The sequence below is a fragment of the Microcoleus sp. LAD1_D3 genome (assembly GCF_036702135.1).
Lineage (GTDB): Bacteria > Cyanobacteriota > Cyanobacteriia > Cyanobacteriales > Microcoleaceae > Microcoleus.
In genome coordinates this window covers 45,398-62,781 of record NZ_JAUBSB010000028.1, presented here as the reverse complement: position 1 = coordinate 62,781, position 17,384 = coordinate 45,398, and the positions used below count along the sequence as shown (strand labels likewise).

The following is a 17,384-nucleotide window of genomic DNA, read 5'->3' as shown; positions in this document are numbered from 1 at the left end:
CTTATTGACATTGGTGCAACATCTCAGGTAGCATGGGAATTGTCGCCAGCGGGGGCGGGTTTATTATATTTTTGATTATGGGCAATTATTATTGGTGAACCCGCCCCTACAAGATTTAACATCATACAAATCCTCTTCAAACGGAAATGATAGGATTTGTGCGTTCATCGAACCCGATCGCCCTAATGCAAATTTTTTAACTTGGCTAAAACGGCGGCGAATAGAGCGGTTTCGATCGGCTTTGTTAAGTGTTCGTTGTAACCGGCGGCGATCGCCCGATCGCGGTCTTGTTCGCTAGCATAAGCTGTCAGCGCCACAGCCGGCAAGCGCTTGATTTTGTCGGATGCGGACGATCGCACTTTGCGGATCAGCGAGTAGCCGTCCTCAACGGGCATACCGATATCGCTGACTAAAATATCCGGTGGCGACTGCTGTAAAATGTCGATCGCCTCCGCAGCCGAAGCAGCCGCAGTCGCCGTCGCCCCCAACTGTTCAACCGCAACAATCAAAAACTGGCGGTTGTCGGGTTCGTCGTCAACTACCAACACCTTTAAGCCAGCCAAAATACCGGGACGGATTTGAGGGAATTTGCTTTCCTCCGTCAACTGCCGCTGCTTACTCCGACGCTGCTTCTTGAGTGGCAGTTTCACTGTAAATGTCGCACCCTTGTTTTTACCCGGACTTTCCGCAGTCACTGTGCCGCCGTGGAGTTCCACCAAGTGCCGGACAATCGCCAATCCCAGTCCCAAACCGCTGTCATCCCTAGTAAGCGAGCCGTCTGCTTGTCGGAAGCGATCGAACACGTAGGGTAGAAACTCTTTGGAAATGCCCTTTCCGGTATCGCTGACAGTAATTTGCACGCAATTGGGAAGTGGGAACTCGTGCTGAGGATAGCTGAAGTATGGGGAATCGTTAACAGCTAGCGCAGACAACCGCACTTCCACAGTTCCCCCCGAAGGCGTAAATTTCACGGCGTTAGTCAGCAAATTCGACACTATCTGCTGCAACCTCTGGGCGTCGCCCCACATCAAGCCGACTGCGGGGTCAAATTCTGAGGAAACGTTGACAGACTTGGCCTCGGCGGCGAAACGAACTGAATTCAGAGCAACCTCGATCGTCTTTCTCAGGATCAACCAGCCGGGTTTCAGATCCAGCTTGCCTTGAATAATCCGGGAAACGTCGAGCAAATCTTCCACTAGCTGCACCTGCACCCTCGACTGACGCTCGATCGCCTCCAAACCGCAAGCTAAATCATCTTCCGTGTACGGGAGGCCGCGCAGCCTCTGCGCCCACCCCAAAATCACATTTATAGGCGTGCGGAGTTCGTGGGAAAGAGTGGCTAGAAACTCGTCTTTCAGGCCGTTGATGGCTTCTGCTTGGGCGCGCGCGGCTTGTTCGCGATCGAGCAACTGAGCGCGTTGTGCTTCGATTTGCTTGCGATCGCTGATGTCGGCGACGATCGACATACAGTTGATGTTGCCGTTGCTGTCGCGGACTGGAGTTGCCCACACAGCGAGGTCGATCGAAGTGCCGTCTTTCCTTTGGCGCTGGGTTTCCATTCCGGCGAGCGGGTTTCCTTCGCGAATTCCTTCCAAGTTCGCCATGAATTCCTCCCGCTTGTCTGGGGGAATGCTGGGCACAAATTGACCTACCGCCTCTGATTCGGGCCAGCCAAAAATCCTTTCGGCGGCTGGGTTCCACATTTTCACAGTGCCGTCCTCGGCACTGAAAACGGTAATTGACAGAGGACAAGCCTGAATCAAGGCTTCTAAAGTTTGATTGATGTGCGATCGCGCTGCTTCTGCTTGTTTGCGATCGCTGATATCGACGTTCACCCCGATCATCCGCCAAGGCAAACCGCGATCGTCGGGAAACACCTTAGCCCTGCAAGCAATCCAGCCCACGCTTTTGTCCGGGCGGCAGATGCGGAACTCAATGTTTAATTCCTCCCCGGACGCCACCGCAGCCTGCACCTGCTTTTCGGTAACAGCGCGATCGTCTGGATGCACCCTTTGGGCCCAACTTTGATAGCTGTCTAAACTGCCGACAGGCAGCCCGTACAAAACCTCTAACTCCGGCGTACAGGCGACCTCGCAGGTTTGGATGTTCAATTCAAAAGTTCCGATTTTGCCTGCTTGCTGAGCGATTTGCAGCCGTTCTTGATTGTTTTTGAGTTCTGCTTCCACCCGCGAGATCTCGGTTAAGTCGATGTAAAATGCGACGATCGTCTCTGGTTCGCGATCGTCCGGGTTCAGAGTCGTCCCGCCCATCAGAAGCGGCACGCGGCTGCCATCTTTGCGGATATACTCTTTCTTGAAAGGAGTTGCGACTCCCTTAGCCCGCAGTTCTTGCGCCGCTAAGGCGTCGAGGTGGAGGTATTCGGGGGGGGTCATTCTGTCCCACCGCATTTGACCTGAGAGCAAGTCTGAGCGGGTGTAGCCGACCATGTTGAGCAGGGATTGGTTGGCGTAGGCGATGCGGCCGCTAAAATCGCCGATCGCGACTCCAAAAATATTTGACTCGAACAGCCGCCGGAATATGGCTTCGCTTTGCTGCATTACCCGTTTTGCTTGGTTGCGATCGGTGATTTCGGCAACCACGGTGCTGACTCCCAACAGCGTTCCCGATTCATCGATCACGGGGTAAAAGCTGATTTGCCAATCCCGCAAAACTCCCGGCTGTTGCTTGGTTTCGGCCTTAATTTCCAAGTCGAGCACGGGGGTTTGCGTCGCCAGCACTTGGCGGTAAATCCGCTCTACCATATCGGCCATTTCGGGAATTGCTTCTCTAACGGTGCGCCCGAGGTGATCTGCGATCGATCGGCCGTTGATGGCAGCGAGGCATTCGTTGATGCGGATGTAGCGCAAATTGGTATCGACAAAGCACAGCCCGACCGGTGTGGTGTTGTAAACTAAGTCGAGTTCTGCTAGTTGGCGGCGAATGCGTATTTCGTTTTCTCGAAGTTGATTTTGGGCTTGTTTGCGATCGGTGATATCTAGTACGAAGAATGCTCCTTTGTCTTTGCATCCTTGGAAGTTGCCGCCGCCCACTAAAACTGGGAAGCGCGTGCCGTCTTTGCGGAGGTATTCTTTTTCAAAAGGCGCGCAACTTCCTGATGCTTCGACTTGCGCGACGGCGATGCGATCGAGTTCTAGATATTCCGGCGCGGTGAGTTCGAGCCAGCGGATCTGTCTTGAAACTAAGTCTTCCCTTGTATATCCGATCATTTCCAGCAAGGCGTCGTTAGCGTCCGTAACTTCGCCGCTGACATCCCAGAAACCGATGCCGATCATGTTAGATTCTACCACGCTGCGGAAGCGCATTTCGCTTTCCCGCAATGCTAATTCTGTTTGTTTGGCTACGGTAATATCTGTGATAATTAGGCCGACTCCGATTATTTCTTCCCTTTCATTTTTCACTGGGTAGTAGTTGGCGAGCCAGTAACCGAAATATCCCGGTTTCCCATCAGGTTCGCCGCTCATTTCTAAGTTTAAAACAGGCTGACCGGTTTCTAAAACTTGCTGAATTATGGGTGCAAATTTGGCGGCGCATTCTGGCAACAATTGGCGAAAGTCTTGGCCGAGATGGTGTTCGGCCGGCAAACCGTGGAGTTCTGCTAATACTTGATTGATACGGATGAAGCGCATTTCGCGATCAAGAAAGCAAATCGCTAGGGGAGATGCTTCTAATAGCGAGTCAATTAAGGCGAAGGATTGCGATGTTTGAGATAGTGCTTGCTGCGCTTCATCGTAAAGTCTGGCGTTGTCGAGGGCGATCGCCACGCGGTATGCTAAATCTTCTAGCATTGCCATGTCTTCTGTACTGTAGCGGCGGCCCAACTTCGAGGTAAAGCAAGTGATGGAACCCATTACCCGCCCGCGGGCCTTCAGTGGTACGCAAGCGTGAGATCCGATATTGAGCGATCGCAATATTTCCATTTCTGCTGCATTTTCGGCTCCTGCTGCTAAAATTTCTTCATCCACTTCGGCAATTAGTTCGGATTTTCCGCTGCGGATTACCAGGGGATAGCCGTTAACAGCATTTTCGGCGATCAAACTGCGGATTCTCAAGTTATTCAGACTATCAACTATAGAGGCTTCTGCGTGGGCTGCCGCGACTTGGCGCACTTTTGAGTCGGTTTCGGTCAAATGAATGCAGCACCCGTCGGCGATCGAATTTATTGCTAATTCTGCTACCTTTTGCAGCGCGGTTTCCCCGTCAAACGCATCAGCCAGCATTTTGCTGACTTCTGCTAAAAATGCCGATCGCTGCTGTTCTATTTCCGCTTGTTCCCTCGCTGTTTGCTCGATTGTTAACTGCAATCTTTGAGTTTCTGCAAGTTTTATTTCTGTAATATCGCGGGCGACAATTAAGGCTGATTCTGTTACGCCGTCTTTGTCCAATTCTGGAACTACGCGGGATTGATAACTTCGGATGCCGTTGGTTGAATAGGCCTGAAATTCGATAATTTCTTCTCGACCACTTTCTAACACTTTACGCAGGGTTTCGTCCCACATCAGGCACTGTTCCGGCGGCACTCCTATTTCTTGACTGGTTTTACCCAGGAAGAATGAAAGCGGTTTTCCTTGGCTTCTTTCAACTGCTTTATTGACATAAATATAACGTAGTTCTTTGTCGGTGCGGATAATCACGTCTGGCGTATTTTCTAGCAGCGTTCTCAGTTGCTGTTCGCTGCTAGCCAAAGCTGCTTGCGCTTGTTGTCTTTCGGTGACATCTCTCACCGTGCCCACGTACCCGATGAGTTCGCCGGAGTCGGAGAACATCGGCGACGAACAAACGTTAATCCAGCGAACAATTCCCTCTGGTGTTTGCAGGCGATACTCGATCGCATATTCCCCACCTTGCCGAGTATAATCCAGCCATCGAACCAATACGCGATCGGAGTCTTCCGGGTGAATGCAATTTTCCCAACCTTCTCCTAAAAGTTCTGTCAAACTTAAGCCACAAATAGCCTGACAGCGAGGGTTTGCATAGGTGTAACGCCCCTCAAAATCTGCCATAAAGATGCCGACTGGCGAACAGGAACTTAAACAGCGAAATCGTTCTTCTTGAGCTTGCAGTGCTTCTTTAGCTACTGTCAGTTCTGCTGTTCGCTGTTTGACGCGGCTTTCTAGCTTAGTGTAGGATAAGGTCAGGGCTATTTCTGCTGCTTTGCGGTCAGTAATATCGATCCCCGTTCCTATCACATATTCTACCAAACCCTTGCCATCGGTCGTCACAGTATTCGACCAAGAAATTAAGCGCTTATCCCCATTTTTAGTGCGCCAATAGTTTTGATATTCGCTGTGAAAATTTTCGACCTTGAGCTTGGCAAAAACGGTTTTAACTGGCTCTATTTCTTCGGGAATTAAGAACAAATCCCAAACATATTTATTGACCACTTCTGCTGTCGAGTAGCCTGTAGTTTTTTCGCAAGCTTGGTTAAACCGGACAATCCGTCCTTGGCTGTCGAGAACTACAATCAAGCAAGCCGTCGTCTCAATTGCTTTTGAAATAATCTTACGTTCTATTTCTAGTTTTTTTTCTGTGGACTTTAAGCCAGCATACCAAGCGCTAACCATTGCAGCCCCAAAAAGTAAGAAGATTGTAGGAGTTGCCGTGAGTGCCAACAGTAACATAGTGGTCAGCAGTAATGCCATGCCGGCGCTAAATGTAGCAATGCTGTAAGATTTAATGGGTAAGGGCCAGACCTGAAAGCGACTCATTTTTGTTGACCTGTAGCCATGGCGCGATCGCGCTATTGCTTATGTCGATGAAACAACCCTGTGAAAACTAACTTAAAACTAAGTATCTATTTTTTTTTACGAAACCACATTTGTCGGCAGGATGCCATCTTCCCAGAGACAGATTGGCTGCGGGATTGGTGCTGGAGCAACTGCTATCATAGATTAAGGGACAAATTGGAGCATCTAATTTTTGGGAGCAATTTAAAGTGAATTACAAGCTGGCAAAAATTATCGGATTATTTTTCGCAGCCGCCACCCTTTTTGGATTCATCGGTTATGCGCTGCAAAATCCCTACTCAGCCAGCAACTCAGCGATATCGATCGGCTTCCCCAATCTTACTATCGCGGCCGTCGGGGCGATCGACAACAAACGCGACCAAATTTATCTTAACGGAACTTGGCAATTTGTTCCCGCAGTTGGCAACCCCCAAACCCCTCCCCTCTCCCCAAGTTGGGGTTCCATCTCGGTGCCCGGAGACTGGCAACAAGAAACAAACCAATCCGTACCCGGAATCATCACTCGTGGCAGGGGCAAAGATTGGGAAAACTTCAACAGTAAACAACTATCAAAAGCTTGGTATCAGAGAAATATAGACATTCCCCGCGACTGGACAAACCGTCGAATCTTTATCGACTTAGCCAGAGTCAGCACCGATGCAGTCATCTTTGTCAACGGCATTAACTGCGGTCAAATCGCATCGCCCTACGGCACTATTGAAATTACTAAAACAGCAAAACCAGGTCAAAACACCCTATCTATTTTAGTCGTGGCAGTATCCGACGAAAAGGAAAAAGCCGTCATCATGGACTCCACAGAAATCTACAGAGAAAAATCCAACTTGCAATCGCGGGGAATCATCGGCGAAGTGCGGGTTTTCAGCGTTCCCCCAGGCCCGCTAATTAGCGATTTATTCGTCCAAACTTCCACCAGACAAAAGCAAATTAAATTAGATGTAGAACTCAAAGACGTTGCCCAAAAAGGTCAAGTTGAACTAATCGCGCAAATGCTCGACGAAAAAGGCAAAGTAGAACAAAAATTTACCGGAACTGCCCAGGTTCAAGCTAAACCAATTCAAACCGTACAAGTCCAGTGGAATTGGCCAAATCCCCGTCTTTGGGATGTCGGCAAACCAAACCTCTACACCCTGAAATTAGAAGTAAAAGGCAGCGGCGTTAACACGCAATACGACCAACCTTTTGGCTTCCGCGAATTTTGGATAGAAGGGCGCAAATTTTTCTTAAACGGAACCGAATTGCGGCTGCGACCAAATATGCACTCCGATTCTTGGGAAGGCGGGACAGTAGAAGTTTCTGACAGACTAATTGACAGCTATGTAAAAGCCGGTTTTAACATAACAGAAATGTGGCCTTGGAATCACGACGAACGGGGTAGATGGAACTTCCGAGAGTTATTTTCCGAAAGAGCAGACCTCAAAGGTTTTCCAATTATGGCTCCCGCTTTAGACATTACTCCTCTGGCTTGGAACGGCAGGTGGAAGAACCGCCAGTGGAACGACCGCTGGAAAGCCCTAATGGTGACAGAACTGCGCCGCTACCGCAATCATCCATCAGTATTAATGTGGGCGACAAGTCCTAATTTTTTCGCCAACGCTGACGACCTAAATCCCCGTCGCATCGGCAAAATAAAAATAGAAGGAACTATCAGTCCGTCGGAAAACGAGCGTGTGCGGGCCAACACTCCCCCAGGAAATGACGCTTTAGCTGCGATTAAATCTGCAGACCCAACCAGACCTGTGATGGTACACCACGGCGCCAACTTCGGCGATGTTTATGGGGTGAATACTTATTTAAATATGATTCCCTTGCAAGAACGGGAAGAGTGGATTTCTGAGTGGACCAAAACCGGGGAAATGCCCTACATGGCAGTCGAGTTTGGGACTCCTCTGCACGCAACGATGATGCGGAACCGCAAAGGTTTTGGTCAGGTAATTGTCAGCGAACCTTGGATGACTGAATTTGCAGCAATTTATTTGGGCAAGCAGGCTTACGAGTTGGAAACTGCCACTTATAAAGCTAAAATTCGCGAGCAATTTGTCAAGGGTCAGGAGTATCAAAGCTGGCATGGTAAAAAAGAGTTAGATTTTGCACCAGCTTTTCAAAAGTTGCAGCAGTTATTCAGTACAAATACTTGGCGAAGTTGGCGGACTTTTGGAATGTCTGGGGGGATGGTTCCTTGGAATGACGGACACGGTTGGGAAATTTCCGAGGCTGGCAGAAAAAAGGTGGATATTGGGGGATTTCAACCTGGTCGCCGCGGAGTTTATTTGAAGCAAGTCTCGAATCATCGTTTGAATTATTTGCAGCCCGAAGCTTACACTGTTCATCCTGGGGGCGAGGCAATTATGAAGAATAATAGCTCGACTTTGGCTTGGATTGCTGGTGCGAGCCCGGTTTTTACTGCGAAAGATCACAATTTGTTTGTGGGCGGAAAACTGGCAAAGCAAGTAGTGTTAATTAACGATACGCGGGCGCCACAAGAATTTTCGTTTAATTGGCGGGTTTTGGTGGGGGGGAAAGAGGTAAAACAAGGCGATGGAAAAGGGAAAATTGCTCCGGCAGGAACCCTGTTTTTCCCAATAGACGTAAAATTGCCAAATACCATTTCTAGCAAGGCTGACGGCGAAATTCGCTTGACCGCACGGGTGGGCGAGCGATCGCATTCTGATACATTTGCTTTCCGGGTTTTTGCCAAGCAAGCCAAAAGCAAGGATACGCTGACAATCTTCGATCCAGGGGGCAAAACATCGGCAATGTTAAAACAGTTAGGTCATCCGCTTGTACCGTGGAATGGTTCGCAAGTTTCATCGCTATTAATTATAGGTAGGGAAGCATTTTCTAGCGGGGAAAATTTGCCGGGAAGTTTAGAAAGTTTTGTACGAAACGGCGGCAAAGTAATGGTGTTTCCTCAGCGCAGGGACTGGCTGAAAAATACAGGTTTCCGGGTTGCTGCCCACGTCAGCCGCCGCGCTTATCCAGTTGACAGCAACCATCCCGCAATTAGCGGTTTAGACAGTGAAGATTTGCGGGATTGGGCGGGGGAAAGCACGCTGCTTGAAGCTTATCCAAATACAATCCAAACAGGCCCTAATTTGAGTCCGGCAAATAAACCTTGGTACGGCTGGCGTTGGGGAAATCGTGGCGGTGTCAGTAGCGCTTCTATTGAAAAACCGCACCGCAGCGGTTGGCGCCCAATTTTGGAATCTGAGTTTGATTTAGCTTATTCGCCGCTGATGGAATTGGATTACGGAAAAGGGCGGCTGATTTTAAACGAGTTGGATTTGGAAGACCATTATTCTGTAGATGCTGGGGCGGCGCAGTTAGTGCAAAAAATTGTGAGTTACGGCAGGAATTCTACGGTACTTGGAAAGCCGGATAAAGTGGTTTTAATTGGGGGAGATGAAGATGCCCAAAAGTTGGACAGTTTGGGGGTAATTTATCAGCGCGCTAGTTCCCTTTCTAATGATGTTGGTTTGGTCATTGTGGGGAGAGAAGCGAATCTGAAAGATGCAGATTTGCGCGGTTATTTGAATGCTGGTGGGAAGGCGTTTTTCTTGCCACGTCAACTGCCTGTTGCGGGATTGGGCGTGGGTTTGCAGCAAGCGCAGGATTTTGGGGGTTCGCTGGCGGTTCCGAGTTGGGATGAGGTGAAGGGGGTTAGTGCTTCAGATTTGCGATCGCGCTCTTTTTATGATACTTGGTTGATTAAGTCTGGGGGAGAAGTCGGCGCTGACGGTTTGTTAAGTCGGGTAAAAGTTGGCAAGGGTGTGGCGATTTTTTCTCAGATTGAACCGGACAGTTTGAATGCTGATACTAAGACTTATTTGCGTTTTACTCGCTGGCGGCAAACCCGGGCAAATGCTCAGATTTTGGCTAATTTAGGGGCGAGTTTTAAGGCGGATGAATCTGTGTTTAACGGTGCGAGTCGGGAGTTTTATCACTGGGATTACAGAACGGATTTTGAGAATGGGGACGATCCTTATCGGTATTATCGATGGTAGGAGTTTTTAACCGCCGATTAACGCTGATTAACGCGGATGTTATGAATGATTTGAGGCGTGATATTAAAGGTAAAAGTACAATATGAAGGTATGAGTATCCAGCAGTAATTTCATACATTCCCTGTCCAAAATTCGTCTGGTAACGGTTCATCAAAATCATTACTTGTCCAGATTGCTCCTGCGTGCAATCCTGCTGTACGCTGCTTAGTTGGGGATGCGATCGGCGCTAAACGGACAAGGGGAATGCCACCTTCTGTGAGAACAACCTCTATGCCTTTAAGTGCTAGAGATAATAACTCTTTTAAATTTGTCTGTGCTTCTTGCACGTCTACTGTTTTTGTCAGCATTGCAGTTATCCAAGCTAGGGATTAAAAGTGCGATCGAACAGAGGTTAGCAATTTCAATCTTAAATTGCTGATTTTATTATACTGTTAAATATCAAAGGTCAAAGTGACGGCGAAAGCGCGGGTCTAGTTTGTCGGTTTTCTTTTGGTTGCAGGTGCCGCAGAGGGTTTGCAAGTTGCTGATGTCGTTGCTGCCGCCGCGCGCTAGGGGGATGATATGATCGATCGTCAGTTGGGTTTCTAATTTGGTTTGGCCGCAGCTTTGGCACTGGTATTTATTGCGATCGAATACGTATTTTCTGACTTCGGGGGGAATGGGGATTCTGGGGGTTTTAGACATGATGATTTTTAACCGCAGATGAACGCGAATTAACGCGGATGTTTGATGGATTAGCTGGGTGAGTTTTCTTGATTGAGAAGTTGGCGACGCAAATCGTCAAGGGGAGATTCTGGTTTGCTAGTTTCTGACTCGTTGTTTTCTGGTGTTTCTTCAAATTCTGGTTCGTCGGGGCAAAACTCTATAGTGACATTGAGTTTGAGCTTCATCTTTCCTTTCTTCCAGCCCTGAGCACCCACTCTGAGAATTTCACAATCTATACCTTGACCAAACCAGTTCTCATAAGCATTAGGTTGTTGGTCATTATTTAAACCTACATAAATGTAGAGTTTTTGTTGATTCAATAAGTGAGTGAGTCTCTCTCCTAACCCATATTCAGGCAAAACTCCATTTACTGTTTCCTTGAGTTTTTCTACTTTAAGCATTGCGTTACCGAAAGATAAAGCATCCTCATTACCGCAGTTGTGAAAATCAAATTTATCTTCCATATTAATCTCTACTTTTTTGAAACTGTCATCCTAACTATTTTAGAGTAGTGTCTCTCTTTTAGCAATAATCCCGGCGAATAGAATTGGTGGCTATACAAACGATGTCCGCTTCCGCGTACTAAGAATGTCTTCAAGCCTCGTCGGCGGGTTTTGTCTCTGTAGCCACGAATTATATTCGCCGATTTCCGATCGCCAAAATTGCAATCATTCACCATCCACCGAAACGCTATCATTTTGTCCAATTACAGGCAACAAATGCTCGTGCAACTTCATCGCCTGCAAACAACTATTAATCCCAGAAACCGCCCGATCGTACTCTTTGATCTTTTCTTCATTCTCAGCTTGCAGCCGCTGGTTGCGGGCAATTTTCTCCTCCGCTTCCTGTGCCAAAGTTTGCTCCAAATAATCGCGGGCTTGACTGTATTTCTGCAAAATATCATCAGCTTGCTTTTGGGCCAGCGGCAACAAATGCTCTTTCAGGGTTTGGTTGACAGTTTGGCGGAAAGTTTGCCGAATAGTTCTAGATACTTTCGGCTCAAAATCTAGCCGCAATAATTGCCGAATTGCAGGTTGGGCGTCCACCATATTTTCGCAGTCGAAACCTTGAGAAGTTTGCTGCAAAGTTTCCCGGAATTGATAAATTGAAAATGTGCCTTCGTCGTAAAAACGGGGACTTTCTCGCACGTAGCGATCGCACTCAACGCCCGCCGCATTTACCAAAGCATCAGAAACCCGCTTTGATAACTCCTCTAACTGCTGTTCAATTCCCCCATCATTCCCCAACAGCCGATAGAGTAATCGATAGTATTCCGACTTGCGAACGCTATCTTTCAAATACTGGAAATAATTATCAACCAGTGACTTAGTAGCCTCTACTAAAATATCTTCCAACTGATTCGCTAAATAATAAAGTGCTTCAACTAAAACAGCAATTAAAGGTGCTGTGGCATTGCGGGGATGATTCCGCAAAGTACGTCCGTAAGCCGCCTCAACAGAAAATCCGTCTAACAATTCATCCAAGCGGCGGATCATCCGAGATTGCAGTTGCCGAAAGTCTATATCGAAAATATCGCATCTGTTCATAATCATTTCATTGACTTCTTCGGCGATATGTTCCCGAAAATCCTGTCCGACTTGCTGCAACTCTTGATTTAGTCGCAAAAGTTCCTGTGCTTTCATCGCTTCAATTTCGCGGGGCTGGCTGTCCAAATTCCGCTGAATTGTTTGGTAATGTTTCCGCAGTTGAATGCACAAGTCTTCTAAGTCGTCAGCTAAATTTTTGAACAGTTGCGGGCGTTTTTCTTCTGTGAGGTAACGGGTGATGGCTGTGCGAAAATCTTCTATCCCGCTATCTTGAATTAATTGACCAATTAATGGTTGTCCTTGCTCTGCAAGAATCCGCACGTAGTTTTCATTGGGTGTTTCGTAGCTGTTAACTGAAATGCGAAATTTGCTCGGAGATAGCTTGCCGGAATTCGCACAGTAGCGATTAAATTCACTAACAAATTGCGGAGTTTCTTCACTATTAGCGAGAAACTCTGAATCTAATTTATCGTCTCCAAAAACTCGCTCTTGACTGGTGGCAAAGATTGTATTTAAACCAAAGCGATCGCGCCCTGTTGTCCCTCGAATCAAACTCCCGTAAAATCCCAACAATCCGCTAGTTTTGTAAACTCTGGCAGTATCGCGAAAGTCGGAATTAATCAGATTTTCTAACCGCTGCCGCAGTTGCGTGTTGTACCAAGTTTCGTCAATGCGGTTGAAAATGTAAAACAGTCGATCGCGAATTCCCGGATTTCCCCGTGTTTTTTCCATCAACTCGGTTTCTTCCGTCGTCATTTCCCCTGACGAAGCTGCTTTCAAAACGCAGACAACTGCGGAAGTATCGGGGCTTTCAATCTTATCATAAGTCAATTCTGCATCCCGCTGCACCGGCGCATCAATTCCCGGCGTATCGATAATAATATTGCCATCTTGCAGCAGCGGATGATAACAGTAATATTCAACTCGCTTGAGTACAGCACTGTTACTACCGCGACGGGCATAACTAGCAGCTTCCTTGAGATTGGAAAAGTTAAACTGTTCCATCGAGTAGGTAGCGTTTTCGAGAGTTTGGATGCGATCGCGATTTGCCTCAAAACCTTCTAACAGCAGCATCAAAGCCTTAGCTTTTTTGGCTACCTCGGATTTATTTTCGCCACCTTCGGTTTCAATAATTATGTTACATCCCTGAGACAACAGCGACACTACATCTGTTTGATTAATATTAAGTTCAGTAGCTAAACCTAACTGATGGCAAAGCACAGAAGCTTGCTGGCTAATCTCAAACTCGCTCAAGAAAGTGAGAACAACGCGCTCTTTTTCCGGCTCGGCAAAAGCGATATAACATTCCGTACCTGTCGCGTGTCCTTCTGCACTGTAGAGCAATTCCCGCTCCAACAAAGCATTAATTAACATAGATTTTCCCGCACTGAAAGCGCCAGCAAACACAATTTCAAACTCAGGAGAAATTGCCTTTTTCAGAGAAGCTTGTACCGCCGTGATATCTTGTTGTCGCAAAGACGATTCCTGACGCAGCAGTTGCAGTAAGGAGTCAACTTGCTCTTGCAGATTGTTGCATTGAGGGGGCATTTGAGTCATTGCGGCAGACTGCTCCTGATTGTGGAAAAATTACCTTATTGTTAATTCTCTGCTAGTTCAGGAATAATCACAACAGTAATTTTACTTATGCGATCCAGGATTGCTAAAAGTGCGATCGGCTATTCGGGCGACAAATCCTATCGTTTATTGTTGTTTCGGAAGGATTAAACCGCTCTTAATGCAGAGGGCGCTGAGGAATAGCAACCAGAGATGAATAATTGCGATGCCAACGGATTTGATATCATCTATTTACAGCCAAGTGGCTAAATGTAATATGTCAGTAAAATTTAGCCAAGCATCTCCTAATTTTTCGTACACAGTGAGTAGTAAGGCGCGTATCATTGCGCCCCTACAAAATTAAACGGGCGCATTGCGTACTCTACATTAAACAGATAAATCTTGACGCGGTTTAAAAGACTCAACCTCCCGCAACTTTTCGTATAATTCCCGTTCCTCCTCGCTAATTTCTTTGGGAATTAACACCTGAATTTCTACCAATTGATCGCCCCGATCGCCATTTCCCGTCGGATAGCCCTTGTTAGCCAGCCGCAACCGCTTTCCAGACGTTACTCCCGGCGGCAATTTCATCTTTACCAGGCCATCCAGCGTCGGTACTTCAATATCTCCACCCAACACCGCTTCGCTGGGAGTCAGTGGCAATTCGCAGCAAATATCCGACATTTCCAATCGAAAAAATGGATGGGGAGAAACCGTGATTTTCAAATATAAATCCCCGCCGCCCATACCTTGATTTCGCAAGCGAATCCGCTGGCCTGATACCATAGCAGGAGGCAGATTCACCTCGATCGCTCGCCCATCTTCCAGACGAATTCGCTCAGTACCACCCGAATAAGCCCTTTCCAAAGGCAGAGTTAGCCTGGCCTCAATGTCTCTTCTGGTTTCGCGATCGACTGTTTCCCTAATTTCCCGTCGCATTTCGCGATCGACTATATCCCTTCTGATTTCGCGATCGACTATCTCCCGTCGCATTTCGCGATCGACTGTTTCTCGTCGCATTTCGCGATCGTCGAAATCCCTTCTAGGTGGGCGAGAATTAGCAACATAACTCGTTTTCTTAGAAGCCGTGCTCCACGGTTCAGAGGAGGCTACTCCCGGTGCATCATTCGCTGTCGCCATCCTCACTTCCCGGCGTCTTCCGAGCACTTGATCGAGAAATTTATTAAAATCCGAGTAATCACTAAAATCGACATCTTCGGCCGGTTTTTTGCGGGTAGTTTTACTGTTTCCCCAAGTTTTGAAATTGGGAAGTCGCACCCCTTGCTTTCCTTGAAATCCCTTTTGTTTCCAGAATTTACTAAACTGATCGTATTGAGCGCGCTTGTCGAGATCGGAAAGAATATCATAAGCTTCATTAATATCCTTAAACCTATCTTCAGCAGATTTGTCCCCCGGATTTACATCAGGGTGCAACTGTCTGGCTAACCGTCGATAGGCTTTTTTTATCTCATCAGCCGTGGCATCTTTGGGCACTCCCAAAATTAGATAGTAATTGCGAAAATTCTGCATAGTTAGTCATTAGTCATTAGTTATTAGTCATTAGTTATTAATTATTAGTCATTAGTCATTAGTCATGCTGCTTCCCTGCTTCAAACTAGGGACTAATGACTAGGGACTAATGACTAACCACTAATTACAACCAATCGTCGTCATCATCCCAATCGTCGCTTTGATTTTGATAAGGCCGAGTGGGGCGATTAGCACTGCTTCTACGATCGCCCATGCGATCGCCCATGCGATCGTTCATACGATCGCCCATGCGATCGCCCATACGATCGTATGGACGATCGGGAATTGGATCGACAGTCGATCGCCTGTACGGTTTAGCATTGGTATAATAGCTGCTGTCATCGCTGCGCCGCTTGGTACCGTCGCCCGTAAAAGTCCGCTTCACAGACTCAAAGAAATCATCATCATCGTCATCATCAGCAAACGCGGAAACTTCCCGGCTCAAATCGTAAAGAGCATCCTGCAAATCCGAACCAACTTGGTCAACTCCCCGCTCATCATTGCGTTCCAAACTGTCTCGCAATTCCCGAATTAAAGTTTCAATTCGCTGGCGGCTTCTTTGAGCAAACTGCATTCCGCGATCGAGCGCAACTTCTCGCAACTGCCGCTCGGCTTGATAAGCTAAAGCTTCAGCGCGATTGCGTTTTTCCACCTTTTCCCGCTGCAACTTATCAGCTTGAGCAAACTGTTCCGCATCGCGAATCATTTGATTCACTTCCTGCTGAGTCAGCGTCGAAGCACCTTGCACAGTAATGCTTTGTTCCCTGCCGGTAGTTTTGTCCAAAGCAGTCACCAACAGCATCCCGTTAGCATCAATATCAAAAGCTACTTGTACTTGCGGAATCCCTCGCGGTGCCGGCGGAATTCCAGTTAGTTTAAACCGTCCCAAAGACTTATTATCTCTGCCTAATTCCCGTTCCCCTTGGATTACGTGAATTTCTACCACAGTTTGGTTGTTTTCAGCAGTCGAAAAAATGTCCGATCGCCTGACGGGAATAGTAGTATTCCTCGGAATCAGTTTTTTCATCACCCCGCCGATCGTTTCCAAACCCAGCGACAGCGGCGTCACATCCAACAGCAGCACATCGCGGACATCGCCACCCAAAATCCCCGCTTGAATTGCCGCACCCACCGCCACAACTTCATCGGGATTGACATTTTGATTGGGTTCTCGATCGATCAAACTGCGAACCACTTCCTGCACCAAAGGAATGCGAGTCGAACCGCCGACCAACACAACCTCATCAATGCGAGAAGGACTCAAACTTGCATCAGCCAAAGCTTGTTTGACCGGCCGCCGCAACCGCTGCACCAAATCAGTGCAGAGCCCCTCAAATTGACCGCGAGTTAATCGCGTTTCCAGATGCAAAGGCCCATCTTCATTCGCATCGATAAACGGCAAATTAATCTCCGTGACACCGACTCCCGACAGCTCTATCTTGGCTTTTTCTGCCGCTTCGATCAATCGCTGCAGAGCTTGGCGATTGCGCCGCAAATCAATTCCTTCTTTTTCTAAGAATTGTTCTGCCAACCAGTCAACAATTTTGGAGTCAAAATCGTTGCCACCCAATTGAGTATCGCCGCTAGTTGCTTTAACTTCAAATACTCCGTCTCCCACGTCTAAGATAGAGACATCAAAAGTACCGCCGCCCAAATCAAACACTAAAATAGTTTGACTTTCTCGCCTCTCCAAACCGTAAGCCAAAGAAGCCGCTGTCGGCTCATTTAAAATCCGCTTGACATCAAGTCCGGCAATACGTCCCGCATCGCGCGTCGCCTGTCGCTGCGAGTCGTTGAAATAAGCGGGAACAGTAATTACAGCCCCCGTCACCTCTTGTCCCAGATAGCGGCTAGCTTCATCGGCTAGTTTCCGCAAAACCATCGCTGAAATTTCCTCTGGGGCAAAATCTTTTTTCAGGCGGGGACACTTGATTTTGATGTTCCCGTTGTCGTCGCGGCGAGTTGTGTAAGGGACGCGCTTTGATTCTGGAGTCAGTTCGGTATATTTGCGTCCGATGTACCGCTTGACGGCGTAAAAGGTGTTTTGCGGGTTGAGAACAGTTTGGCGTCTGGCCATCTGTCCCACAAGGCGTTCTCCTTCCTTTGTGAAAGCGACTACCGAGGGAGTTGTCCGCATCCCTTCTGCATTGGCAATCACAACCGGTTTGCCGCCTTCCATGACGGCTACTACTGAGTTTGTTGTTCCGAGGTCAATGCCAACTACTTTACCCATGCGTCAGTTGTCTCCTGTGGCGTTGTGTGTAGCCTTTTCAATATAAGCG

The 17,384-nt window shown here is 47.7% G+C and carries 8 protein-coding genes; 1 reads left to right on the top strand and 7 read right to left on the bottom strand.

Annotated features, from left to right (window positions below; translation table 11 throughout):
* Positions 1-182 precede the first annotated feature (182 nt).
* Positions 183-5,726 (bottom strand): PAS domain S-box protein, encoded by a 5,544-nt coding sequence (locus tag QUA74_RS17095; protein ID WP_333331243.1) that lies wholly within the window; start codon positions 5,724-5,726, stop codon positions 183-185.
* A gap of 227 nt (positions 5,727-5,953) precedes the next feature.
* Between QUA74_RS17095 and QUA74_RS17090 the strand changes: the two genes are divergently transcribed.
* Positions 5,954-9,766 carry a sugar-binding domain-containing protein gene (locus QUA74_RS17090; RefSeq protein ID WP_333331240.1) on the top strand — a complete coding sequence of 1,271 codons (3,813 nt, stop codon included), beginning with the start codon at positions 5,954-5,956 and terminating at the stop codon, positions 9,764-9,766.
* Between the two features lie 110 nt (positions 9,767-9,876).
* Here the strand turns inward: QUA74_RS17090 and QUA74_RS17085 are convergent, their stop codons facing one another.
* From QUA74_RS17085 to dnaK, 6 genes are all read right to left on the bottom strand, one after another.
* The gene (locus QUA74_RS17085; protein WP_333331237.1) at positions 9,877-10,113 is read right to left on the bottom strand and encodes a toxin-antitoxin (TA) system antitoxin; all 237 of its coding nucleotides are present in this window, start codon (positions 10,111-10,113) and stop codon (positions 9,877-9,879) included.
* A gap of 91 nt (positions 10,114-10,204) precedes the next feature.
* Complete coding sequence (locus QUA74_RS17080) at positions 10,205-10,450, bottom strand: HNH endonuclease (RefSeq protein ID WP_190745880.1); 246 nt, start codon at positions 10,448-10,450, stop codon at positions 10,205-10,207.
* A 50-nt stretch (positions 10,451-10,500) separates the two neighbouring features.
* On the bottom strand, positions 10,501-10,935 hold the full coding sequence (locus QUA74_RS17075; protein WP_333331234.1) for a KGK domain-containing protein: 435 nt from the start codon (positions 10,933-10,935) through the stop codon (positions 10,501-10,503).
* A gap of 204 nt (positions 10,936-11,139) precedes the next feature.
* Positions 11,140-13,575, bottom strand: a complete 2,436-nt coding sequence (locus QUA74_RS17070) for a dynamin-like GTPase family protein (protein ID WP_333331231.1) — start codon at positions 13,573-13,575, stop codon at positions 11,140-11,142.
* Between the two features lie 384 nt (positions 13,576-13,959).
* Entirely contained in the window at positions 13,960-15,102 is a 1,143-nt protein-coding gene (locus QUA74_RS17065) for a DnaJ C-terminal domain-containing protein (RefSeq protein ID WP_333331228.1), read from the bottom strand.
* A 124-nt stretch (positions 15,103-15,226) separates the two neighbouring features.
* Positions 15,227-17,335: a molecular chaperone DnaK gene (gene dnaK, locus QUA74_RS17060; protein WP_333331225.1), complete on the bottom strand. Its 2,109-nt coding sequence runs from the start codon at positions 17,333-17,335 to the stop codon at positions 15,227-15,229.
* Positions 17,336-17,384: the final 49 nt, after the last annotated feature.

Bases quoted from the DNA above. Each gene is read 5' to 3' on its own strand.
- QUA74_RS17075 (WP_333331234.1), bottom strand. From the start codon at position 10,935: ATGGAAGATAAATTTGATTTTCACAACTGCGGTAATGAGGATGCTTTA.
- QUA74_RS17080 (WP_190745880.1), bottom strand. From the start codon at position 10,450: ATGTCTAAAACCCCCAGAATCCCCATTCCCCCCGAAGTCAGAAAATAC.
- dnaK (WP_333331225.1), bottom strand. From the start codon at position 17,335: ATGGGTAAAGTAGTTGGCATTGACCTCGGAACAACAAACTCAGTAGTA.
- QUA74_RS17095 (WP_333331243.1), bottom strand. From the start codon at position 5,726: ATGAGTCGCTTTCAGGTCTGGCCCTTACCCATTAAATCTTACAGCATT.
- QUA74_RS17070 (WP_333331231.1), bottom strand. From the start codon at position 13,575: ATGACTCAAATGCCCCCTCAATGCAACAATCTGCAAGAGCAAGTTGAC.
- QUA74_RS17085 (WP_333331237.1), bottom strand. From the start codon at position 10,113: ATGCTGACAAAAACAGTAGACGTGCAAGAAGCACAGACAAATTTAAAA.
- QUA74_RS17065 (WP_333331228.1), bottom strand. From the start codon at position 15,102: ATGCAGAATTTTCGCAATTACTATCTAATTTTGGGAGTGCCCAAAGAT.